This is a genomic window from Streptococcus sp. ST16 (assembly GCF_046098135.1).
GTDB lineage: Bacteria > Bacillota > Bacilli > Lactobacillales > Streptococcaceae > Streptococcus.
The window spans coordinates 1-23227 of the sequence record NZ_JBJUSE010000002.1 but is presented as its reverse complement, the minus strand read 5'-3'; the positions used below and the strand labels follow the sequence as shown (position 1 = coordinate 23227).

Here is a 23227-nt window from a genome sequence, read left to right as displayed (position 1 = left end):
GAGTCTCTAGTTCAATCGGGCTCCTTCTTTTCTTGCCATCTTCCTTTTAAAAGGATAAACAGTGAGAAATATACAGAAAGAAAATCCATGAAACAATTTTTAGAACGGGCTAGTATTTTGGCCCTCTCCCTCGTTTTGATTACCTCCTTTTCCATCTCAAGTGCTCTGCCGGCCATGTTTGACTACTATCAAGGCTATCCCAAAGAACAAATCGAGCTCCTGGTCAGTCTTCCTTCTTTTGGAATCATGATGATGCTGGTTTTAAATGGGGTTTTGGAGCGTCTGTTTTCTGAGCGTCTTCAGATTAGTCTAGGACTTCTCATCCTCTCTATCGGGGGAACAGCCCCTTTCTGGTATCAGGATTACAACTTTGTCTTTGCTATGCGGATTTTATTTGGCTTGGGTGTTGGGATGATCAATGCCAAGGCCATTTCCATCATCAGCGAACGCTATCATGGAAAGACACGGATCCAGATGTTGGGTCTTCGCGGATCAGCAGAAGTTGTCGGGGCATCGATTTTGACTCTAGTGGTTGGTCAACTCTTATCCTGGGGATGGACAGTGACCTTCTTGGCCTACAGTGCAGGATTTTTAGTATTGATTCTTTATCTGCTCTTTGTTCCTTATGGGAAAGAAAAGAAAGAAACAAAGAAAAAAGAGGCTGAAACGACTCGTTTGACAGGACAGATGAAAGGCTTGATTTTTCTATTGGCTATCGAAGCAGCAGTTGTTGTCTGCACCAACACAGCTATCACCATTCGTATTCCTAGTCTGATGGTGGAAAGAGGTCTAGGGGATGCCCAGTTATCGAGCTTGGTTTTAAGTATCATGCAGTTGATTGGTATCTTGGCAGGTGTGAGTTTTTCTTTCTTCATCTCTCTGTTTAAAGAAAGGTTGCTCCTTTGGTCAGGTATCACCTTTGGATTGGGGCAGATTGTGATTGCCTTGTCTCCGTCATTGGGTGTGATGGTAGTTGGAAGTGTTGTGGCAGGTTTTTCTTACAGTGTGGCCTTGACCACTGTCTTTCAGCTTCTTTCCGAAAGAATCCCAGCCAAGCTCCTTAATCAGGCAACGTCTTTTGCTGTTTTAGGATGTAGCTTTGGGGCCTTTACGACACCTTTCATTCTTGGGGCGATTGGCTTGGTGACTCAAAACGGTATGTTGGTCTTCACCATTTCAGGATGTTGGTTGATTGTCACTTCTATCTTTGTTATGTACGTACTTCAAAAGAGAGCTTAGGATTGGTTTCCTAAGTTTTTCTTTTTGGGAATTTTGTACCCAGACAATTTATATTCTTTGAACTTGTTTGCAGGATTATTTCTTGATAAAATAGAAGTCATGACAAGATATAAAGCAATCATTTCCTATGACGGGTATGCATTTGCTGGTTTTCAGCGCCAGCCTCATGCGCGGAGCGTTCAAGAGGAAATCGAAAAAACGTTGACGAGACTCAATAAGGGGCAAGCCATCACTGTTCACGGTGCTGGTAGGACGGATAGTGGGGTTCATGCTCTTGGTCAGGTTATTCATTTTGACCTAGCCTATCAGATGGATGAGGAAAAACTCCGTTTTGCTCTGGATACTCAGTCTCCTGAAGATATCAATGTGATTTCAATTGAGATCGTGGCGGATGATTTTCATTGTCGTTATGCCAAGCACAGCAAGACTTATGAGTTTATCGTGGATAGGGGGCGTCCTAAAAATCCTATGCGTCGTCACTATGCTACTCACTTTCCCTATACGCTTGATGTGGAGCGGATGCAGATGGCCATCAAAAAGCTAGAGGGAACCCATGATTTCACCGGTTTTACAGCGTCTGGGACCAGTGTAGAAGATAAGGTTCGGACCATTACAGAAGCTAGTCTTAGTGTTGATGAGACAGGCCAGTTTTTGACCTTTACCTTTTCAGGAAATGGATTCTTGTATAAGCAGATTCGCAATATGGTGGGGACACTGCTCAAAATCGGAAATAATCGAATGCCAGTTGAGCAGATTGACTTGATTTTGGAGAAGAAGGACAGGCAGCTAGCAGGTCCAACGGCGGCACCGAATGGCTTGTATTTAAAGGAGATTCGTTATGAAGAATAATCGTATTTTAGCCCTTTCTGGGAATGATATTTTTAGTGGTGGTGGTTTGTCAGCTGATTTGGCCACCTATACCTTGAACGGTTTGCATGGCTTTGTAGCAGTGACTTGTTTGACGGCCTTGACCGAAAAGGGCTTTGAGGTATTCCCTACGGATGATACTATTTTCCAACATGAGTTGAATAGCTTGCGTAATGTCGAGTTTGCGGGGATTAAGATTGGCCTTCTTCCTACTGTCAGCGTGGCTGAGAAGGCCTTGGACTTTATCAAGCAACGTCCAGGAGTGCCTGTGGTATTGGACCCCGTCTTGGTCTGCAAAGAAACGCACGATGTGGCTGTCAGTGAACTCTGTCAGGAGTTGATTCGCTTTTTCCCTCATGTCAGTGTGATTACGCCAAATCTTCCTGAAGCAGAATTGTTAGCGGATCAAGAGATCAAAACCTTGGAAGATATGAAGGTAGCAGCACAGAAATTGCATGACTTGGGAGCACCAGCAGTTATTATCAAGGGAGGCAATCGCCTCAGTCAGGACAAGGCTGTAGATATCTTTTATGATGGACAAACCTTTACTGTCCTAGAAAATCCTGTTATCCAAGGACAAAATGCTGGTGCAGGTTGTACCTTTGCCTCAAGCATTGCCAGTCACTTGGTTAAAGGGGATGAACTTTTACCAGCAGTAGAGAGTTCTAAAGCTTTCGTTTATCGTGCTATTGCACAAGCAGATCAATATGGAGTAAGACAATATGAAGCAAACCAAAACAACTAAAATCGCCCTTGTATCTCTATTAACCGCCCTTTCTGTGGTTCTAGGTTATTTCTTAAAAATCCCGACACCAACAGGTATTCTAACTCTCTTAGATGCGGGTATCTTCTTTGCGGCCTTCTACTTTGGTAGTAAAGAGGGGGCTGTCGTTGGAGGTCTAGCAGGTTTCTTGATTGACCTCTTATCAGGCTACCCTCAGTGGATGTTCTTTAGCCTGATCAACCATGGCTTGCAGGGATTTTTCGCAGGATTTAAAGGGAAATCTCAGTGGTTAGGACTTATCTTGGCAACGATTGTCATGGTAGGGGGCTATGCCTTGGGTTCAACTTTGATGAATGGCTGGGCAGCAGCCTTACCAGAAATCCTACCAAACTTCCTGCAAAATATCCTGGGTATGGTTGTGGGATTTGTAGTCTTTCAGAGCGTCAAGAAGATAAAATAAAAAAGTCAGCTTCAATAGCTGACTTTTTGCTTGTCTAGGTTTAATCAAAATAAAGCAAATCTTTGCTGGTGCTTGTAAAGAGGTCAAAGCCATCCTTGGTAACAACACCACAGTCTTCGATACGAACTCCGACTTTACCAGGGATATAGATACCAGGTTCAACAGAGAAGCACATGCCTTCTTCGATGACCATGTCATTTCCTTCCATGATAGATGGAAATTCGTGGACATCCATACCGATACCGTGACCGAGACGGTGGTTGAAGTACTCACCGTAACCAGCTTTTTCGATGACTTCACGGGCAGCGCGGTCTACTTCATGAGCAGTCACACCAGGTTTGATAAAGTCAAGGGCAGCTTGTTGGGCTTCAAGGGTCAAGTTGTAAATATCTTTCTTGAATTGGTCTGGTTTGCCGACAGCGACTGTACGAGTCATATCTGATGCATAGCCATTGACCATAACACCCAGGTCAAAGAGGAGAAGGGCGTCTTTTTCGACCTTGTTTGCACCAGGAATTCCGTGTGGATTTGCAGCATTGTCACCAGTCAAGACCATGGTATCAAAACTCATTTCATAGCCTTCACGTTTTAAGGCGAAGTCGATTTGGGCGATGATATCTGTCTCCGTTTTATCAAGAGAGATATTGTCAAAACCAACTTTTACAGCTTTATCAGCATAGAGACCTGCAACCATCATTTTTTGGACTTCGTCAGCTGATTTGATGAGGCGCATGCGTTGGATGCGAGGAGTGAGGTTTTCAAACTCAGCCGTTTCAAAGACAGTTTTCAATCCATGGTATTTAGTCAAGATGAGATTGTCAAACTCAACAGCGACACGTTTGAAGTCGTGCTGAGGCAAAGCATTTTTGATTTTTTGCCATGGATTTTCAGAATCCACATAGCCCACTACTGGGAAGGAAACAGTGCTGGTTGCACGCTCCACTTCAAGGGCTGGGACAAAAAGGAGAGGTTCCCGGTCCGCTAGGACAAAGAGGAACATTTGGCGTTCATGGGGATCGCTGTAAAAGCCAGTGAGGTAATTAATAGTGACGGGGTCAGATACGACAGCGACGTCTAGTTTTTCTGATTCAAGATATGTTACGATTTGTTGTAATTTAGACATATGCTACCTTCTTTCTACCCCTCTATTTTGGCAAAAAAAGAGAGAAAATGCAAGGGAGAAGGGTAAAAGAACAGGCAAAAAGAACTCCGACAAGATAGTGGAGTTCTTTGATCTAATTTTCCTTAGTTTAAGAAAAGTCAGCTTTGCTTTTCACGTCGCTGTATTCTTCAGCGATTTCTTGACTGAGAATATCCTCATAGGCAGGGAGTTGGATGTCCTGACCGTATTTTTTTCGGAGGGCAGTAGTGATTAGGCGATAAGCCAGATTGGCATTGCGAGAGAGGATAGGTCCGTGGAAGTAGGAACCAAAGACATTCTTGTAATGAACCCCTTCGCCGACCTTTTCTTCGTTGTTTCCATTTCCATAGACCACCTGTCCCAGTGGTTTTTGGTCATCTGAGAGGAAGGTTCGACCTTGGTGATTTTCAAAGCCATAGTAGGTTTCATCGAATTCTTCATTATGGATCTTGATGTCACCGATAAAACGGTTGTTGGTCTGGTTGAGGGTGTAGTGGCCCATGACACCGAGCCCTTCGATACGTTTACCGGAAGCTTCAACATAATATTGCCCCAAAAGTTGAAAACCACCGCAGATGGCTAGAACTACTCCGTCGTTTTGGATGTAGTTGTCAATACTCTCTTTTTTAGCAGGAAGGTCGCCTGCGATGATGCTTTGTTCAAAGTCTTGACCGCCACCGAAAAAGGCAATATCATAGTGGTTTTCATCAAATTTATCATGAAGAGAAACGATGTCAACCGTCACATGTGCCCCCAGTTTTTCAGCCACATACTTGAGCATAAGGATGTTTCCGTTGTCCCCGTAGGTATTCATGAGGTTTCCATAGAGGTGGGCGATGTTGAGCTGATAAGGGTAGTTGCCAGCTTTTGAGGAAAGTGAAGTATAAACCATTAGTTCATCTCCTTTCTAACAATCTGACGACTAGCCAGCAGTTCGCGGAATTCCAGCATAGCAGTATAGGTAGCCAGGATATAGGCATGCTTGCAGTCTTGCTTCTCAATGGTTTTGAGAACTTGCTCCAGATTGCTTGTCTCAGTGATTTTATCAGCTGGGTAGCCTGTCACTCGTAGACGACGCGCGATTTCAGAATGACGAACACCACCAGCGTTAATTCCTGGAATGTCCATGTCAGTGATTTGTTCAAAGTCCGCATCCCAGATCCAGCTAGTATCAATTCCATCAGCATAGTTGGCATTAAGGAGAACAGATAAACTAAATGGATAAGGCGCTAGTTTGATCATCTCGATAGCTTGGGTAGCACCAACAGGATTTTTAATCAAGACAAGAGTACATTCTTTATCACCGATATGGAAGGTTTCCTGGCGTCCAAAGACAGCACGGCTCTTATCAAATCCTTGCTTGATCCGTTGCGAATCTGCACCGAGGAAACGGGCAATAGCAACCGCAGCGAGAGCATTGTAGATATTATAGAGTCCACCGATTTGGATGCCGTATTCTTGACCGTCAATGACAAAGCGGGAGCGATTGTTGGTTAATTCAACCAGTTCTGTTAAGCGATAGTCTAGATCAGGTCGTTTGCAGCCACAATTTTCGCAGATATAGGCACCCAAGTTGGCATAGGTATTGTGCTCATATTTGAGGATGCCTTGACAGTCAGGGCAGAGAATACCTTCGGTATTGTAGTGAGCCAGTTGGGCTGGCCCTTTTTCCAAGTCAAAACCAAAATACTCTACAGGATTTGGAATAGCTGGCTTGTAGAAAAGCGGACTGTCACCATTGAGGAGAACAGTAGCCGTAGGCACCTTACGGATGGCATCTAAAATCATCTTATAAGTTGTGTAAATTTCACCGTAGCGGTCCATCTGGTCACGGAAAATATTGGTGATGACAAAAAGGCTAGGCTGGATATAGTCACAGATACGAGAAAGACTGGCTTCGTCGATTTCGAGGACGGCAATGTTTTTCCCAGTTTTAGAAGATTTGGCTGTTAGGAAGGTTGTTGCAATCCCTGTAATCATGTTGGCACCGCTCGGATTGGTCAGAACCTGACCATAAACCTCTTTTAAAATGCCGACAGTAAGGGCAGTTGTCAGGGTTTTCCCGTTGGTTCCAGTGACCACGACAATCTCGTAGTTCTTAGCTAGGTTTTGTAAAATATCTTTATCAAATTGAAGGGCGAGTTTTCCTGGGAGCGTACTTCCGCGGCCAAGACGGCTTAAAACGAAGTGGGAAGAACGCCCAGCTAGGAGGCCCAAAGTAGTTTTTAATTTCATGTTTCTATTATATCATAAAAGAGGGAAAAGACAGTTTTGAGATTTCGCAGAAGTAAAAACAGCCCCAATAGGGCTGTCAGATAAGATAAGACTTCAACTTAAATCGCAAACAAGTCATTCAAGTTCTCAGCCAAGGTTGGGTGAGTGAAGATTTGTTTTGTGAAGTAAGTGTAAGGAATCTTGTTGTCCATGGCAACAGTGATGATGTTGATGATTTCTTGAGAACCTTCTGAGAAGATGCTTGCTCCAAGAATTTCTTTTGTTTCAGTGTTGACAACTGCTTTGAAGGCACCACGAAGGTCTCCATTTACGTGACCGCGAGGCATTGCTGCAACTGGAATTTCCTTCACAGCATATGGAAGTTTCAAATCTGCTGCTTGGCTTTCCGTCAAACCAACTTGTGAAAGTGCAGGTGTGATGAACATAGTGTTTGGCACATTGAGACGGTCTTCAAGTGTGTAGCTGCCATCTCCAGCAAGGTAGCTGTAGACAACGCGGAAGTCATCAAGTGAAATGTAGGTAAATTGAGGTCCACCGTTGACGTCTCCAACTGCAAAGACACCAGGAACGTTTGTTTGACAGTGTTTGTCTACTTTAATAGCACCACGCTCAGTTAGTTCAATATCTGTATTTTCAAGTTGAAGTGGTTCTACGTTTGGTTTACGTCCAGTTGCGTAGAGAAGGGCGTCGAAACGGTAAGTTTCGTTTTCAGTTACGACAAGGACTTGGTCACCGTCGTTTTTGATTTCAGTAGTACGGATATTTTGAAGCAATTCAATGCCGTCTTCTTCCATATATTGTTTAGCAAGAGCCGCGATGGAAGGTTCTGCTCGAGGTAGGAAAGTATCCAAGGCATCTAGGACTGTAACCTTGCTTCCAAGTCTGTTGTATAGGCCTGCAAATTCAAGACCGATATTTCCGCCACCAAGGACACCAAGTTTTTCAGGCAATTTGTCCAAGTTTTGGATACCTGTTGAGTCAAAGACGTTTTTGCTTGTAGCAAGTCCAGGGATTGGCAAGACGTTTGAAACAGCACCAGTGTTGATAACGATAGTTTCAGCAGTCAGTTCTTGTTTTTCATCACCAGCTTGGATTTCGATGACCTTGTTTGAAAGGAAGTGAGCTTCCGCATCAAAGATATCCACACCTGTTCCCGCAACAGTAGCATAGTTTTTACCGTTGAGGCGACTAGTGATAGTATTTTTGGTAGCAATGACTTCTTCAAAAGACAAGTCCTTCTCAGCAGCGACTAGCAAGGTTTTAGTTGGGATACATCCGATGTTGATACAAGTTCCACCGTACATAGCTTTGCTACGTTCAACGAGGGCAACTTTTTTACCAGCTGAAGCCAATTTACCAGCTAGTGTTTTACCAGCTTTACCAAATCCAATAACGATTAAATCATATGTTAACATTTATAGTCCTCCTGTTTGATTTTCATTCTAGCACAAGAAAACACTTTTTGCACAAATCTGCTACGGGAAATGAAGTACGTTTGAAATGGTCCCTTCAAATCCTTTGATAAACAAGTTTCAGGCTACTTTACAGCTAGAAAATCGTTTACATAGTTTTCCTAAAGGATTCTACTATCTTTTGCTTTGGTCTTGTGTTATACTAGATAGGTTGCAAAGAAACCAGTACTTTTCTTTCGTGGAAAAGAAGCAACACGGTATCTCGTTTTTGTTGAAGATACGTCATGAAAAGAAAAGTATGAACTAAAGCCCTATAGGGTGGCTTCGCACCACCTTTAGAAAGAAGAATAACGTGAAATTTAATGAATTTAACTTGTCTGCTGATTTGCTAGCAGAGATTGAAAAAGCTGGATTTGTAGAAGCAAGTCCTATCCAAGAGCAAACTATTCCTTTAGCGCTCGAAGGAAAAGACGTTATCGGTCAAGCTCAGACTGGTACAGGGAAAACCGCAGCCTTTGGCTTGCCAACCCTTGAAAAAATCCGTACAGAAGAAGCGACCATCCAAGCCTTGGTCATCGCTCCAACTCGTGAACTCGCTGTTCAAAGCCAAGAGGAATTGTTCCGCTTTGGCCGTAGCAAGGGAGTGAAAGTTCGCTCAGTTTACGGTGGTTCCAGTATTGAAAAACAAATTAAGGCCCTTAAATCTGGTGCCCACATCGTGGTAGGAACACCAGGCCGTCTTTTGGACTTGATTAAACGCAAGGCCTTGAAATTACAAGATATTGAAACTCTGATTCTTGACGAAGCGGATGAAATGCTCAACATGGGCTTCCTTGAAGACATCGAAGCTATTATCTCTCGTGTCCCTGAAAATCGTCAAACCTTGCTCTTTTCAGCAACCATGCCAGATGCTATTAAACGTATTGGTGTTCAGTTTATGAAAGACCCTGAGCATGTGAAGATTGCTGCCAAGGAATTGACAACAGAATTGGTTGACCAGTACTATATCCGTGTTAAGGAACAAGAAAAATTTGATACTATGACCCGTCTCATGGACGTGGAACAACCAGAGCTTGCTATCGTATTTGGTCGCACCAAACGCCGTGTGGATGAATTGACTCGTGGACTTAAAATCCGTGGCTTCCGTGCAGAAGGAATTCATGGTGATTTGGACCAAAATAAACGCCTTCGTGTCCTTCGTGATTTTAAAAATGGGAATCTTGATGTTTTGGTTGCGACAGACGTTGCTGCGCGTGGCTTGGATATTTCAGGTGTGACCCATGTCTACAACTACGATATTCCACAAGATCCTGAAAGCTATGTTCACCGTATCGGTCGTACAGGGCGTGCTGGTAAGTCAGGTCAGTCTATTACTTTCGTAGCTCCAAATGAAATGGGCTACCTTCAAATCATCGAAAACTTGACTAAGAAACGCATGAAAGGCTTGAAACCAGCGACAGCAGAAGAAGCCTTCCAAGCAAAAAAACACATAGCTCTCAAGAAAATCGAACGCGATTTTGCGGATGAAACTATTCGTGGGAACTTTGAGAAATTTGCTAAAGATGCTTGTAAGTTAGCTGCTGAATTTAGTCCAGAAGAATTGGCTATGTATATCTTGAGTCTGACAGTCCAAGATCCAGACAGCCTTCCTGAAGTGGAGATTGCGCGTGAAAAACCACTGCCGTTCAAACCGTCAGGAAATGGACGTTCTGGAGGTAATCGTGGACGCGACAATCGTCGAGGAGATAACCGTCGTGGTGGTCGCCGTGATGACTTCAAGAAAGGCAACCGCGGGAACGATCGTTTTGATAAAGACAGACGTTACCGTAATAAAGACAATAAGAAACCTCACAACACTTCAAGTGAAAAGAAAACAGGCTTTGTTATTCGTAACAAAGGAGACAAGTAGGAAAAAGCGATTCACATTGTGAATCGCTTTTATATATAAGGAGACCAAGGGTAAAAGAAGATGGTGATAGTAAAAGATAGGTGAAACGGAAAGGAATTTACCGCGTCATCTTATTATAATGTTATATTAACAAAAAATAATTCAGCTGTCAACACAAAAGAACTTATTTTTCTAAAATATTTTTGTTGTTCAAAATTGTAATTAAATAAGCAATTTTCAGATAATAATTGAAAATTCACGCTCTTTATGTTATAATGATAGCGATTAAATGCGAGGTAAAAAATGGCACACTTATTAGAAAAAACAAGAAAAATTACTTCTATTTTGAAACGCTCAGAGGAGCAACTTCAAGATGAACTTCCTTACAATGCGATTACACGCCAGTTGGCAGATATTATTGATTGTAACGCTTGTATTGTGAATAGCAAGGGACGCCTTTTAGGCTACTTCATGCGTTATAAAACGAATACAGATCGTGTAGAGCAGTTTTTTCAAACTAAGATTTTTCCAGATGATTATATTCAAGGTGCAAACATGATCTATGATACGGAAGCCAACCTTCCTGTTGAACATGATTTGACCATTTTCCCTGTAGAGAGCCGTGCGGATTTTCCAGATGGTTTGACGACCATTGCTCCGATTCATGTGTCAGGGATTCGCCTTGGTTCCTTGATCATTTGGCGCAATGATAAGAAATTTGAAGATGAAGATTTGATCCTTGTCGAGATTGCGAGCACGGTGGTAGGGATTCAACTGCTGAACTTTCAACGTGAAGAGGATGAGAAAAATATTCGCCGTCGTACTGCTGTTACCATGGCGGTTAATACCCTTTCCTATTCAGAACTTCGTGCCGTATCAGCTATTTTAGCTGAATTGGATGGAAATGAAGGGCAATTGACTGCATCAGTTATTGCAGATCGTATTGGAATCACGCGTTCTGTAATTGTCAATGCGCTTCGTAAACTGGAGTCAGCAGGAATTATTGAGAGCCGTTCACTCGGAATGAAGGGGACTTATCTCAAAGTTCTAATTGGTGATATTTTTGAGGAAGTGAAAAAGAGGGACTACTAATGACAAAGGCTTTAATCTCAATTGACTATACAGAGGATTTTGTAGCAGATCAGGGGAAATTGACAGCAGGTGCTCCTGCTCAAGCTATTTCTGAGGCGATTGCTCAGGTGACTAGACTGGCTTTTGAGCGTGGGGAATATATTTTCTTCACCATTGATGCTCATGAAGAGAAGGATGCATTCCACCCAGAAAGCAAACTCTTTCCACCTCACAACATCATTGGAACTAGTGGTCGCAACTTGTATGGAAAACTAGCGGATTTTTACCAAGCCCATGCTTCTGATAGTCGTGTCTTTTGGATGGACAAGCGTCACTATTCAGCATTTTCAGGAACAGACCTAGATATCCGTTTGCGGGAACGTCGTGTAGATACAGTCATTTTGACCGGTGTATTGACCGACATTTGTGTTCTTCATACGGCTATTGATGCCTATAACCTCGGCTATCATATTGAGATTGTCAAGCCTGCAGTTGCCTCTATCTGGCCAGAACATCATCAGTTTGCTCTTGGTCATTTTAAGAACACTCTGGGAGCCAAGTTGCTGGATGAAAATTTGGCTGAAATCCAAGAATAATTCCCTTGGAAAAATGAAAAAAATCTGAAAAAAGTGTTGACAAAGATTTTGAAAGTTGATATACTAGTAAAGTAATCGACGCGGGGATGGCGGAATTGGCAGACGCGCAGGACTAAGGATCCTGTGACCGCTTTAGGTCGTGAGGGTTCAAGTCCCTCTCTCCGCATAGGGTAAGAGTTAGCTTTGGCTAGCTCTTTTTTGTTAGCGCGCAAAGTGACAATTCAACAAGTGAGGTTTACCTTTCTTGTTTTTTTCTTTTCTTTTAAATAGTGCTATAATATAGATAGAAAGTAACAGTAAAAAGTCTTATATGAAAGATAATAGAGTAATGGATACTAATAGGTTTGGTTAAAACGGATATATAAGGTAGAAAAGGAGGAGTAGATAGTCATTTGGTATTTGAAATGAGTATTTCAAAAATGTAAAGGAGGATTACGATGGGTAATGAACTTCAACGAATAATGAGCGCCTTTATTCAAATTCTCTTTATTATTTTATTACCTTCTATCTGGTGGTTTCTGACTGTGAGGGGGAAGGTCCCATTTATGGAATGGATGGGGCTAAAAGCTATCAAAAGAGTAAAAGCTTTACAACTGATTTTATGGATGGTGGGGGGATTTTCTTTATTTACTATTTTTTCTATCCTTATCTTTCTTCTTACGCGTAGTCTAGAAACAGCCACTTCGGCTTTTTCTGCTATGGGTTCTAAGGCTTTACCAAGTATTCTAATTTACAGTATTTTGCAAACATCTTTACCAGAGGAACTATTATTTAGAGGTTTTCTACTGAAACGAATGGCAAATCACATGCCGTTTGTCTTTGCAAATACCATACAGGCCTTCGCTTTTGGATTGCTTCATGGAGTATTATTTGCTTCAGTAGTAAGTTTGGAAGTCACTTTTTTTATTGTATTTTTTACTGGAGCAATAGCAGCTTATCTTGGTTTTGTTAATGAAAAGAAAGCAGGAGGATCAATTTTACCAAGTTGGCTAATGCATGCCACAGCCAACATCCTCTCTGGTTTAGTTTCTGCATTTTCTTTGCTTTGAGTGGATAAAGTTATAAAAATGGGGCTGGTAGAAATACCAGCTTTTTTTCAAAAAATAAATCAAAAAAATTTTCGATTTCATAAACATTTCATATTTGGATTTTATAATAGTCTTACAAATATGGAGGTGACAAATGAATCCAATCCAAAGAGCTTGGGCTTATGTCAGCAGAAAACGACTGAGAAGTTTTATTTTATTTCTGATTTTATTTGTCCTCTTAGCAGGAATTTCAGCCTGTTTGACTCTGATGAAGTCCAACAAAACAGTAGAAAGCAATCTTTACAAATCACTCAATACATCTTTTTCTATCAAAAAGATAGAAAATGGACAGACCTTCAAGTTGTCTGACCTAGCATCCGTGAGCAAGATTAAGGGACTGGAAAATGTTTCTCCTGAACTTGAGACGGTCGCAAAACTGAAAGACAAGGAAGCGGTGAGTGGTGAGCAGAGCGTAGAACGTGATGATTTGTCAGCTGCAGATAAGAACTTGGTTAGCTTAACGGCTCTTGAGGATTCATCCAAGGATGTCACCTTTACCAGTTCGGCTTTCAATCTAAAAGAAGGGCGACACCTTCAAAAAGGGGACTCCAAGAAAATACTTATCCACGAAGAGTTGGCCAAGAAGAACGGTCTTTCGCTTCATGACAAGATTAGCTTGGATGCTGGTCAGTCCGAAGCTGGAAAAGGGCAAACAGTAGAGTTTGAGATTGTCGGAATCTTTTCTGGTAAAAAACAAGAAAAATTCACAGGCTTGTCTTCTGACTTCAGTGAAAACCAAGTCTTTACAGACTATGAAAGTAGCCAAAGCCTTCTGGGAAATAGTGAACCTCAAGTCAGTGCAGCGCGCTTCTATGTGGAAAATCCTAAGGAAATGGATGGACTCATGAAGCAGGTCGAAAACTTGGCTTTAGAAAGTCAAGGCTACCAAGTCGAGAAGGAAAACAAGGCCTTTGAACAAATCAAAGACTCAGTTGCAACCTTCCAAACCTTCCTCACCATCTTCCTTTATGGGATGTTGATAGCAGGAGCAGGAGCATTAATCTTGGTCTTGTCTCTCTGGTTGAGAGAAAGAGTCTACGAAGTGGGAATTTTACTCGCACTTGGAAAAAGCAAGAGCTCGATCTTCCTACAGTTCTGTTTAGAGGTAGTGTTGGTATCTCTCGGAGCTTTGCTCCCATCCTTTATCGCTGGAAATGCCATCACATCCTATCTGCTCCAAACTGTACTAGCCAGTGGAGATCAGGCAACCTTACAAGACACGCTGGCCAAAGCAAGCGGTCTATCAACTAGTCTCCTATCCTTTGCAGAATCCTATGTTTTTCTGCTCCTGATTGGTTGCTTGTCTGTAGCCCTTTGTTTCCTATTCTTATTTAGAAAATCGCCGAAAGAAATTTTATCATCTATTAGTTAAGAAGGAGAAATCATGACTTTATTACAATTGCAAGATGTTACCTACCGTTATAAGAACACTGCTGAAGCAGTTTTATATCAGATCAAGTATAATTTTGAACCCGGAAAATTTTATAGTATCATTGGTGAGTCAGGAGCAGGAAAATCCACTCTCTTGTCCCTACTGGCTGGTCTAGATAGCCCTGTTGAAGGTTCTATCCTTTTCCAAGGAGAGGACATTCGGAATAAGGGGTATTCTTACCATCGCATGCACCATATTTCCCTGGTCTTTCAAAATTATAACTTGATAGATTATCTTTCTCCGCTGGAAAATATCCGCTTGGTCAACAAAAAGGCAAGCAAGGATACACTTCTTGAGCTTGGTTTGGATGAAAGTCAGATCAAGCGGAATGTTCTCCAGTTATCAGGTGGTCAACAGCAACGTGTAGCCATCGCTCGCAGTTTAGTCTCAGAAGCTCCAGTTATTCTTGCTGATGAGCCAACAGGAAATCTGGACCCTAAAACTGCTGGAGATATTATCGAATTGCTCAAGTCACTTGCCGAGAAAACAGGTAAATGTGTAATCGTTGTCACCCACAGTAAAGAAGTGGCACAAGCGTCAGATATTACACTTGAATTGAAGGATAAGAAACTGACTGAAATATAGAATCTAGTTATTAAACTTTAAAATAGTATTAGTTGGTAACTAGATACGTGTAAAGTAATAATAAACAAAGTGAGTCTTTAACAACTATTTCCCGCAATAGTGATAGCCTAGATAATAACAGAGTTATTATCTAGGCCGGAATTTTTGAGACATATGGCTCAAAAATTAGGGATGAAATTCCTACAGGAAGTTGCTCCCGTCCGCACAATCTAAGGGAAATAGTAAAAAAATAATTTATATAAGTTATAAGACATTGAAATAGAACAAAATCTAGAAAGGGAACCTATGTTACACAACGCATTTGCCTATGTTACAAGGAAGTTTTTCAAATCGATTGTTATCTTCCTGATTATTCTCCTCATGGCGAGCTTGAGTTTGGTCGGCTTGTCGATCAAGGGAGCTACTGCCAAGGCTTCTCAGGAGACCTTTAAAAATATCACCAATAGCTTCTCCATGCAAATCAATCGTCGCGTCAATCAAGGAACGCCACGTGGTTCTGGGAATATCAAGGGTGAGGATATCAAAAAAATCACCGAAAACAAGGCCATCGAGTCTTATGTTAAACGCATCAACGCTATCGGAGATTTGACTGGATATGATCTCATCGAAACGCCAGAAACTAAGAAAAATCTCACTGCTGACCGTGCCAAACGGTTTGGAAGTAGCTTGATGATTACAGGTGTCAATGACTCCTCTAAAGAAGACAAGTTTGTTTCCGGTTCTTATAAGCTAGTCGAAGGAGAGCACTTAACCAACGACGACAAGAACAAGATCCTCATGCACAAGGACTTGGCAGCCAAACACGGCTGGAAAGTAGGAGACAAGGTTAAACTGGACTCCAATATCTACGACGCAGACAATGAAAAAGGTGCCAAGGAAACAGTCGAAGTGACAATCAAAGGACTCTTTGATGGTCACAATAAGTCGGCAGTAACCTACTCACAAGAACTATACGAAAATACAGCTATCACAGACCTCCATACGGCGGCTAAACTATATGGTTATACAGAAGAAACTGCTATTTATGGGGACGCAACCTTCTTTGTAACAGCGGACAAGAATTTGGATGATGTTATGAAAGAGTTGAATGGTATCAGCGGTATCAACTGGAAGAATTACACACTCGTTAAAAGCTCCTCTAACTACCCAGCTCTTGAGCAATCCATCTCTGGTATGTACAAGATGGCCAATCTCCTCTTCTGGGGTAGCTTGAGCTTCTCAGTCCTTCTCCTAGCCCTCTTGCTCAGTCTTTGGATCAATGCCCGTCGCAAGGAAGTGGGAATTCTCCTCTCTATCGGTCTCAAGCAGGCAAGCATCTTGGGTCAATTTATCACAGAATCCATCTTGATTGCCATCCCTGCTCTTGTTTCTGCTTACTTCCTAGCCAACTATACAGCTCGTGCAATCGGAAATACTGTTCTTGCCAATGTCACTTCAGGTGTTGCCAAGCAAGCCAGCAAGGCTGCTCAAGCCTCTAATCTTGGTGGTGGTGCAGAAGTAGATGGCTTTAGCAAGACCTTGTCGAGTCTAGACATTTCCATTCAGACATCAGACTTTATCATCGTCTTTGTCCTTGCCTTGGTTCTAGTCGTTCTCGTTATGGCACTTGCCTCAAGCAATCTCCTTAGAAAACAACCAAAAGAGCTCTTGCTCGATAGTGAATAAAAAAATTGCTACCTATTCTCCCCTAAATGGGGTATAATATAGGTAGCATTTTTATCTATTTTGCCTTGATAGGAAGAGGTCTTATCAGGATGAAATAGAAAGATTAACAAGAAATTTAAAGGAATGTGAAACGTTTTTCTATGAAAATTTTAATTGTAGAAGATGAGGAGATGATCCGTGAGGGGATCAGTGACTATTTGACGGATTGTGGTTATGAAACCATTGAAGCAGCAGATGGTCAGGAAGCTCTGGAAAAATTTTCCAGCTATGAAGTTGCTCTAGTACTGCTGGATATCCAGATGCCCAAGCTCAATGGCCTCGAAGTCCTAGCTGAGATTCGTAAAACCAGTCAGGTCCCTGTCCTGATGTTGACCGCCTTTCAGGATGAGGAATACAAGATGAGTGCTTTTGCTTCTCTGGCAGACGGATATCTGGAAAAACCCTTCTCCCTGTCTCTCTTAAAAGTGAGGGTGGATGCAATTTTCAAGCGCTACTACGATACAGGACGAGTCTTCTCCTATAAGGATACAAAGGTGGACTTTGAAAGCTATAGTGCAAGCCTAGCAGGTCAAGAAGTAGCCATTAATGCCAAGGAGTTGGAAATTCTGGACTATCTGGTAAAAAATGAAGGCCGAGCCTTGACTCGTTCTCAGATAATTGATGCCGTCTGGAAGGTGACAGATGAGGTTCCCTTTGACCGTGTCATTGATGTCTATATCAAGGAACTGCGGAAAAAGCTAGACTTGGATTGTATCCTCACTGTGCGCAATGTTGGTTATAAATTGGAGCGAAAATGAAACGAACAGGTCTATTTACTAAAATATTTATCTATACCTTCTCGATTTTTAGTGTTCTGGTTATTTGTCTTCATTTAGCCATTTATTTTCTCTTTCCATCAACTTATCTGAGTCATCGTCAGGAAACCATTGGCCAAAAAGCGACAGCCATTGCCCAGTCCCTTGACGGAAAGGATAGGCAGAGTATCGAGCAAGTCTTAGACTTGTATTCCCAGACCAGTGATATCAAAGGGTCTGTTAAGGGTGAGATGACTGAGGACAAGTTAGAGGTTAAGGATAATTTTCCACTAGATACAGCTCGCCAGACAACTTCCCTCTTTATTGAAGAACGCGAGGTAAAAACGCAAGATGGTGGAACTATGACTCTTCAGTTTCTAGCGTCCATGGATTTACAAAAGGAAGCAGAGCAGATTAGTCTTCAGTTTCTCCCCTATACCTTGTTGGCATCCTTTCTGATTTCCCTCTTGGTAGCCTATATCTATGCTAGGACCATTGTTGCCCCGATTTTGGAAATCAAGCGGGTGACCCGTCGGATGATGGAGCTAGATGCTCAAGTGCGTTTGCGCGTGGATTCCAAGGATGAGATAGGTGATCTCAAGGAACAAATCAATAGCCTTTACCAGCACCTTTTGACAGTTATTGCGGACTTGCATGAGAAAAATGAAGCTATTCTCCAGCTGGAGAAGATGAAGGTCGAATTTCTACGAGGGGCTTCTCATGAATTGAAAACTCCTCTGGCTAGTCTCAAAATCCTAATCGAAAATATGAAAGAAAATATCGGTCGTTATAAGGATAGAGACCACTATCTTGGAGTTGCCTTGGGGATTGTGGATGACCTCAGTCACCACGTTCTCCAGATATTGTCTCTTTCTTCTGTGCAGGAATTGCGAGACGAGAAAGAAGAGGTTGAGCTTCTTCAGATGACGCAAAGTCTGGTCACAGATTATGCTTTGCTCGCCAAGGAGAGAGAACTTCATGTAGACATTAGCCTAACTCATCAGCAGGCTTATATAAACCCATCTGTCATGAAACTAATCCTATCGAATCTCATCAGCAATGCTATCAAGCACTCCATTCCAGGTGGCTTGGTTCGAATTGGAGAAAGAGAAGGGGAACTCTTTATCGAGAATAGCTGTAGTCCTGAAGAACAAGAAAAACTGGCTCAGTCTTTTTCTGACAATGCTAGTCGTAAGGCCAAGGGTTCGGGAATGGGGATCTTTGTGGTCAAAAGTTTATTAGAACATGAGAAATTGCCTTATCGTTTTGAAAGTCAGAATGATCGCTTGACTTTCTTTATACGCTTTCCTAGAGTTAGCTAGGATTGAAAAGAAAGGGTTTACATTGATCGGATTAGAAGAAATTCAATCTAAAGTATGGGAAAAACTAGCTTTTTTTATCAAAAAGTGATAAAATGAACAATGTAAATGGGTTGACCCATAAAAATATACAGGAGGCCTGATAAAATGGCAATCGTTTCAGCAGAAAAATTTGTCCAAGCAGCTCGTGACAACGGTTATGCAGTTGGTGGATTTAACACAAACAACCTTGAGTGGACTCAAGCTATCTTGCGCGCAGCAGAAGCTAAAAAAGCTCCAGTTTTGATCCAAACTTCTATGGGTGCTGCGAAATACATGGGTGGTTACAAAGTATGTAAACTTCTCATCGAAAACCTTGTAGAATCAATGGGAATTACTGTACCAGTTGCTATTCACCTTGACCATGGTCATTATGAAGATGCACTTGAATGTATCCGAGTTGGTTATACTTCAGTTATGTTTGACGGTTCACACCTTCCAGTTGAAGAAAACCTTGAAAAAGCTCGTAAAGTTGTAGAATTTGCTCATGCAAACGGCGTATCAGTAGAAGCTGAAGTTGGTACTATCGGTGGTGAAGAAGACGGAATCATTGGTGATGGCGAATTAGCTCCAATTGAAGATGCTAAAGCAATGGTTGCAACTGGTATTGACTTCTTGGCAGCTGGTATCGGTAACATCCACGGTCCTTACCCAGCAAACTGGAAAGGTCTTCACCTTGATCACTTGCAAAAATTGACAGAAGCAGTTCCAGGCTTCCCAATCGTATTGCATGGTGGTTCAGGTATTCCTGATGACCAAATCCAAGCAGCTATCAAACTTGGTGTTGCGAAAGTTAACGTTAACACTGAATGCCAAATCGCATTTGCTAACGCAACTCGTAAATTTGTTGCTGAATACGAAGCAAACGAAGCAGAATACGATAAGAAGAAACTCTTTGACCCACGTAAATTCTTGAAACCAGGTTTCGAAGCAATTACAGAAGCTGTTGAAGAACGTATCGACGTATTCGGTTCAGAAGGTAAAGCATAATCTAGCTGAACAATACCTACAGAACCTGCCCATTGGGCAGGTTTTTTTTGGTGTCTTAAAGAAACGATTAAATCAGAATTTTTGATTAAAAATACCATTTTAAAAGAGAAATCTTTAATTTCATAATCCTCAGGCAAACGCTTGCATTCCGTTTTTTATTGGACTATAATAGGTTGGTATAAAGACTTTTGTATTAATATTGAGAAGGTGTAGAAAGTAAGGATTTAGAATATTTGTAGTCAAAAATACAATGTTGCTATTCCTTGCGACAGGGAGAGAGATATGGCAATGATAGAAGTGGAACATCTTCAGAAAAATTTTGTGAAGACAGTGAAGGAACCTGGTTTGAAGGGAGCTTTGCGCTCCTTTATTCATCCTGAAAAGCAGACCTTTGAAGCAGTCAAGGATTTGACCTTTGAGGTACCCAAGGGCCAAATTTTAGGCTTTATCGGGGCAAATGGTGCTGGGAAGTCAACCACCATCAAAATGCTGACAGGGATTTTAAAACCGACATCTGGTTTTTGTCGGATTAATGGCAAGATTCCGCAGGACAATCGTCAGGATTATGTCAAGGATATTGGGGTTGTCTTTGGACAACGCACCCAGCTATGGTGGGATTTGGCACTGCAAGAAACCTATACGGTTTTGAAAGAGATATACGATGTGCCAGACTCGCTCTTCCACAAGCGTATGGACTTTTTGAATGAAGTCCTGGATTTGAAGGATTTTATCAAGGACCCCGTGCGGACTCTTTCACTGGGTCAACGGATGCGGGCGGATATTGCAGCTTCCTTGCTTCACAATCCTAAGGTTCTCTTTTTAGATGAGCCGACCATTGGTTTGGACGTTTCGGTCAAAGACAATATTCGTCGGGCCATTACTCAGATTAATCAGGAGGAAGAGACTACCATTCTCTTGACTACTCACGATCTGAGTGATATTGAGCAGCTCTGTGATCGGATTTTCATGATTGACAAGGGGCAGGAGATTTTTGATGGAACGGTTAGCCAGCTCAAGGAAACCTTTGGTAAGATGAAGACACTTTCCTTTGAACTGGTGCCGGGTCAAAGTCATCTCTTTTCTAACTATGAAGGTCTGCCTGATATAACCATTGATAGACAAGGAAACAGCCTCAATATTGAATTCGATAGTTCCCGCTACCAGTCGGCTGATATTATCAAGCAAACCCTGTCTGATTTTGAGATTCGCGATTTGAAGATGTTGGATACGGATATCGAGGATATTATCCGTCGCTTCTATCGGAAGGAGCTCTAAGATGGTCAAATTGTGGAGACGTTATAAACCCTTTATCAATGCAGGGATTCAGGAGTTGATCACCTATCGAGTCAACTTTATTCTCTATCGGATTGGCGATGTCATGGGGGCTTTTGTGGCTTTTTATCTCTGGAAGGCTGTCTTTGATTCTTCGCAGGAGTCTTTGATTCAAGGCTTCAGCATGGCGGATATCACCCTTTATATCATCATGAGTTTTGTGACTAATCTTCTGACTAGGTCGGATTCTTCCTTTATGATTGGTGATGAGGTCAAGGATGGCTCCATTATCATGCGTTTATTGCGACCAGTGCATTTTGCGGCCTCTTATCTCTTCACAGAACTTGGTTCCAAGTGGTTGATTTTTATCTCTGTTGGACTGCCATTTTTGAGTGTCATTGTGTTGATGAAAATCTTATCTGGGCAAGGAGTTATAGAAGTACTGGGATTAACCATCCTTTATCTCTTTAGCTTAACGCTCGCCTATCTGATCAACTTTTTCTTTAATATCTGTTTTGGTTTTTCAGCCTTTGTGTTTAAAAATCTTTGGGGTTCCAATCTACTCAAGACTTCAATAGTTGCCTTTATGTCTGGAAGTCTGATTCCCTTGGCTTTCTTTCCCAAGGTGGTTTCAGATATTCTCTCCTTCTTGCCTTTTTCATCCTTGATCTACACCCCAGTCATGATCATTGTTGGAAAATACGATGCTAGTCAGATTCTTCAGGCGCTCTTGCTACAGTTTTTCTGGCTCTTAGTGATGGTGGGCTTGTCTCAGCTGATTTGGAAACGAGTCCAGTCATTTATCACCATTCAAGGAGGTTAGTATGAAAAAATATCAACGCATGCATCTGATTTTTATCAGACAATACATCAAGCAAATCATGGAATACAAGGTGGATTTTGTGGTTGGTGTTTTAGGTGTTTTTCTGACTCAAGGCCTGAACCTCTTGTTTCTCAATGTCATCTTTCAACACATTCCATCCCTAGAAGGCTGGACCTTCCAAGAGATTGCCTTTATCTATGGATTTTCCTTAATTCCCAAGGGATTGGATCATCTCTTTTTTGATAATCTCTGGGCACTGGGACAACGCTTAGTCCGAAAGGGAGAGTTTGATAAGTATCTGACTCGTCCTATCAATCCGCTCTTCCATATCCTAGTCGAGACCTTTCAGATTGATGCCCTAGGCGAACTATTGGTCGGTGGAATTTTACTAGCGACAACAGTATCAAGCATTGCTTGGACTCTTCCTAAATTTCTGCTTTTCCTAGTTTGTATTCCTTTTGCGACTTTGATTTATACTTCCTTGAAAATCGCGACTGCCAGTATCGCTTTTTGGACCAAGCAGTCAGGCGCCATGATTTACATTTTTTATATGTTTAATGACTTTGCCAAGTATCCGATTTCCATTTACAATTCGCTTCTTCGTTGGTTGATTAGCTTTATCATCCCCTTTGCCTTTACAGCTTACTATCCTGCCAGCTATTTCTTGCAGGATAAGGATGTCTTCTTTAATATTGGTGGTTTGATTCTGATTTCCCTTGTTTTCTTTGTTATTTCTTTAAAACTCTGGGATAGGGGCTTGGATGCCTACGAAAGTGCAGGTTCGTGAGTTAGAAATCTTTCCTGAACTTTGGGATAAAAGCAATCCTTGCTTGATTTGGGTTAAGAAATTGTGAAATTTTCTCTTGACAATTGTTCTCAGAGTGCTATACTATGAAGGTAGTTGCCGATTTAGCTCAGTTGGTAGAGCAACGCACTCGTAACGCGTAGGTCACAGGTTCGATTCCTGCAATCGGCAGAATCAAGAAGCCCTAATGGGCTTCTTTTTTTGTTGTCGATAATATTCAACCACTTAGACTGAGATAGAGACCAGATAGGCAAAAGAGCTTGTTCTGGGGTAAACCCTCTGCTATAATAATTTTTGTAAAGGGTGTGAGGCGTCAATATCAGACAACTCAAGTTCCCAAAAAAAGAAAATGGAGACAAAAAATGAAAAAATTATTGGGACTTGTATTTTTAGTAGCAGCAGCGCTAGTATTGTATTTTGGTTCTGTTGGATGGCCAAGTTTGGATATCAACCTCTGGTCACTCATTCCGGTAGGATTGTTCCTCTATTTCACGCTAGAAAACGTTTTGAAAAAAGACTACAAGTCTAGTCTTATGTGCTTGATCATTGCCTTTATCATTGCAAATGCTATTTTTGATCTGTTGCCAATTTCAAGTGGTTTGGTAATTGCTGCCGGTGTGCTAGCATGTGTAGGACTTGGCTACCTCTTTCCTGATAAAGATAAACAAGAAGACAAATAAAAAGTCTCGAGATTGAACTGCACCTCAAAAGTTAGACAGAAAAAATCTAACTTTTGGGGTGTTTTATTATGAAATTGAGTTATGAAGATAAAGTTCAGATCT

22 protein-coding genes, 2 tRNA genes and 1 pseudogene are annotated in these 23227 nt (G+C 41.8%); 21 read left to right on the top strand and 4 right to left on the bottom strand.

Translation table 11 applies throughout. From position 1 onward, the window contains the following. Window positions 1-87: 87 nt before the first annotated feature. The 4 genes from ACIY14_RS01835 to ACIY14_RS01820 all read left to right on the top strand — a co-directional run bounded on the left by ACIY14_RS01835 (window position 88) and on the right by ACIY14_RS01820 (window position 3290). Complete coding sequence (locus tag ACIY14_RS01835; RefSeq protein ID WP_409001304.1) at window positions 88-1239, top strand: MFS transporter; 1152 nt, start codon at window positions 88-90, stop codon at window positions 1237-1239. 99 nt (window positions 1240-1338) lie between these two features. Then, entirely contained in the window at window positions 1339-2088 is a 750-nt protein-coding gene (gene truA / locus ACIY14_RS01830) for a tRNA pseudouridine(38-40) synthase TruA (protein ID WP_409001303.1), read from the top strand. Continuing rightward, the gene (locus ACIY14_RS01825; RefSeq protein ID WP_409001302.1) at window positions 2078-2851 is read left to right on the top strand and encodes a bifunctional hydroxymethylpyrimidine kinase/phosphomethylpyrimidine kinase; all 774 of its coding nucleotides are present in this window, start codon (window positions 2078-2080) and stop codon (window positions 2849-2851) included. The genes truA and ACIY14_RS01825 overlap by 11 nt, the downstream gene beginning before the upstream one ends. Continuing rightward, window positions 2829-3290 carry an ECF transporter S component gene (locus tag ACIY14_RS01820; RefSeq protein WP_409001301.1) on the top strand — a complete coding sequence of 154 codons (462 nt, stop codon included), beginning with the start codon at window positions 2829-2831 and terminating at the stop codon, window positions 3288-3290. The genes ACIY14_RS01825 and ACIY14_RS01820 overlap by 23 nt, the downstream gene beginning before the upstream one ends. Before the next feature lie 40 nt (window positions 3291-3330). On the opposite strand, the gene ACIY14_RS01815 is transcribed toward ACIY14_RS01820, so the two are convergent. The 4 genes from ACIY14_RS01815 to ACIY14_RS01800 form a co-directional block, all read right to left on the bottom strand. Further along, window positions 3331-4413 carry a M24 family metallopeptidase gene (locus ACIY14_RS01815; protein ID WP_409001300.1) on the bottom strand — a complete coding sequence of 361 codons (1083 nt, stop codon included), beginning with the start codon at window positions 4411-4413 and terminating at the stop codon, window positions 3331-3333. Window positions 4414-4540: 127 nt separating this feature from the next. Further along, window positions 4541-5323, bottom strand: coding sequence for a lipid II isoglutaminyl synthase subunit GatD (gene gatD, locus ACIY14_RS01810; protein WP_409001299.1), 783 nt, complete (start codon window positions 5321-5323; stop codon window positions 4541-4543). Continuing rightward, a complete protein-coding gene (murT, locus tag ACIY14_RS01805; RefSeq protein WP_409001298.1) occupies window positions 5323-6666 on the bottom strand; it encodes a lipid II isoglutaminyl synthase subunit MurT in 1344 nt (447 codons plus the stop codon). The genes gatD and murT overlap by 1 nt, the downstream gene beginning before the upstream one ends. 98 nt (window positions 6667-6764) lie before the next feature. After that, a complete protein-coding gene (locus ACIY14_RS01800) occupies window positions 6765-8081 on the bottom strand; it encodes an FAD-containing oxidoreductase (protein WP_409001297.1) in 1317 nt (438 codons plus the stop codon). Between the two features lie 349 nt (window positions 8082-8430). Between ACIY14_RS01800 and ACIY14_RS01795 the strand changes: the two genes are divergently transcribed. From ACIY14_RS01795 to ACIY14_RS01715, 17 genes and pseudogenes are all read left to right on the top strand, one after another. Further along, on the top strand, window positions 8431-9987 hold the full coding sequence (locus tag ACIY14_RS01795; RefSeq protein WP_409001296.1) for a DEAD/DEAH box helicase: 1557 nt from the start codon (window positions 8431-8433) through the stop codon (window positions 9985-9987). 282 nt (window positions 9988-10269) lie between these two features. After that, a complete protein-coding gene (gene codY, locus ACIY14_RS01790; protein WP_000940727.1) occupies window positions 10270-11058 on the top strand; it encodes a GTP-sensing pleiotropic transcriptional regulator CodY in 789 nt (262 codons plus the stop codon). Further along, complete coding sequence (locus ACIY14_RS01785; RefSeq protein ID WP_409001295.1) at window positions 11058-11633, top strand: cysteine hydrolase family protein; 576 nt, start codon at window positions 11058-11060, stop codon at window positions 11631-11633. Before codY ends, ACIY14_RS01785 begins: the two co-directional genes overlap by 1 nt. An 80-nt stretch (window positions 11634-11713) precedes the next feature. Continuing rightward, window positions 11714-11799, top strand: a tRNA-Leu gene (locus tag ACIY14_RS01780). Window positions 11800-12070: 271 nt separating this feature from the next. Continuing rightward, on the top strand, window positions 12071-12682 hold the full coding sequence (locus ACIY14_RS01775) for a CPBP family intramembrane glutamic endopeptidase (RefSeq protein WP_409001294.1): 612 nt from the start codon (window positions 12071-12073) through the stop codon (window positions 12680-12682). Window positions 12683-12815: 133 nt separating this feature from the next. Then, the gene (locus ACIY14_RS01770; RefSeq protein WP_409001293.1) at window positions 12816-14093 is read left to right on the top strand and encodes an ABC transporter permease; all 1278 of its coding nucleotides are present in this window, start codon (window positions 12816-12818) and stop codon (window positions 14091-14093) included. 12 nt (window positions 14094-14105) lie between these two features. Beyond that, window positions 14106-14738: an ABC transporter ATP-binding subunit Vex2 gene (vex2, locus tag ACIY14_RS01765; protein ID WP_000173734.1), complete on the top strand. Its 633-nt coding sequence runs from the start codon at window positions 14106-14108 to the stop codon at window positions 14736-14738. Between the two features lie 285 nt (window positions 14739-15023). Further along, the gene (vex3, locus tag ACIY14_RS01760; protein ID WP_409001292.1) at window positions 15024-16403 is read left to right on the top strand and encodes an ABC transporter permease subunit Vex3; all 1380 of its coding nucleotides are present in this window, start codon (window positions 15024-15026) and stop codon (window positions 16401-16403) included. Between the two features lie 140 nt (window positions 16404-16543). Further along, window positions 16544-17200, top strand: a complete 657-nt coding sequence (gene vncR / locus ACIY14_RS01755) for a response regulator transcription factor VncR (protein ID WP_084932977.1) — start codon at window positions 16544-16546, stop codon at window positions 17198-17200. Continuing rightward, window positions 17197-18519: a sensor histidine kinase VncS gene (gene vncS / locus ACIY14_RS01750; RefSeq protein WP_409001291.1), complete on the top strand. Its 1323-nt coding sequence runs from the start codon at window positions 17197-17199 to the stop codon at window positions 18517-18519. The genes vncR and vncS overlap by 4 nt, the downstream gene beginning before the upstream one ends. Before the next feature lie 144 nt (window positions 18520-18663). Then, complete coding sequence (locus ACIY14_RS01745; protein ID WP_001019007.1) at window positions 18664-19545, top strand: class II fructose-bisphosphate aldolase; 882 nt, start codon at window positions 18664-18666, stop codon at window positions 19543-19545. Between the two features lie 282 nt (window positions 19546-19827). After that, window positions 19828-20820, top strand: a complete 993-nt coding sequence (locus ACIY14_RS01740; RefSeq protein WP_409001290.1) for an ATP-binding cassette domain-containing protein — start codon at window positions 19828-19830, stop codon at window positions 20818-20820. 1 nt (window position 20821) lies between these two features. Continuing rightward, window positions 20822-21640 carry an ABC transporter permease gene (locus ACIY14_RS01735; protein ID WP_409001289.1) on the top strand — a complete coding sequence of 273 codons (819 nt, stop codon included), beginning with the start codon at window positions 20822-20824 and terminating at the stop codon, window positions 21638-21640. A 1-nt stretch (window position 21641) separates the two neighbouring features. After that, a complete protein-coding gene (locus ACIY14_RS01730) occupies window positions 21642-22427 on the top strand; it encodes an ABC transporter permease (RefSeq protein WP_409001288.1) in 786 nt (261 codons plus the stop codon). After that, window positions 22423-22494: pseudogene (locus ACIY14_RS01725) on the top strand (GNAT family N-acetyltransferase); the annotation flags it as partial. The gene ACIY14_RS01730 and the pseudogene ACIY14_RS01725, both read left to right, overlap by 5 nt. Before the next feature lie 49 nt (window positions 22495-22543). Beyond that, window positions 22544-22616, top strand: a tRNA-Thr gene (locus tag ACIY14_RS01720). Window positions 22617-22807: 191 nt separating this feature from the next. Then, the gene (locus ACIY14_RS01715) at window positions 22808-23125 is read left to right on the top strand and encodes a hypothetical protein (protein WP_409001287.1); all 318 of its coding nucleotides are present in this window, start codon (window positions 22808-22810) and stop codon (window positions 23123-23125) included. Window positions 23126-23227: the final 102 nt, after the last annotated feature.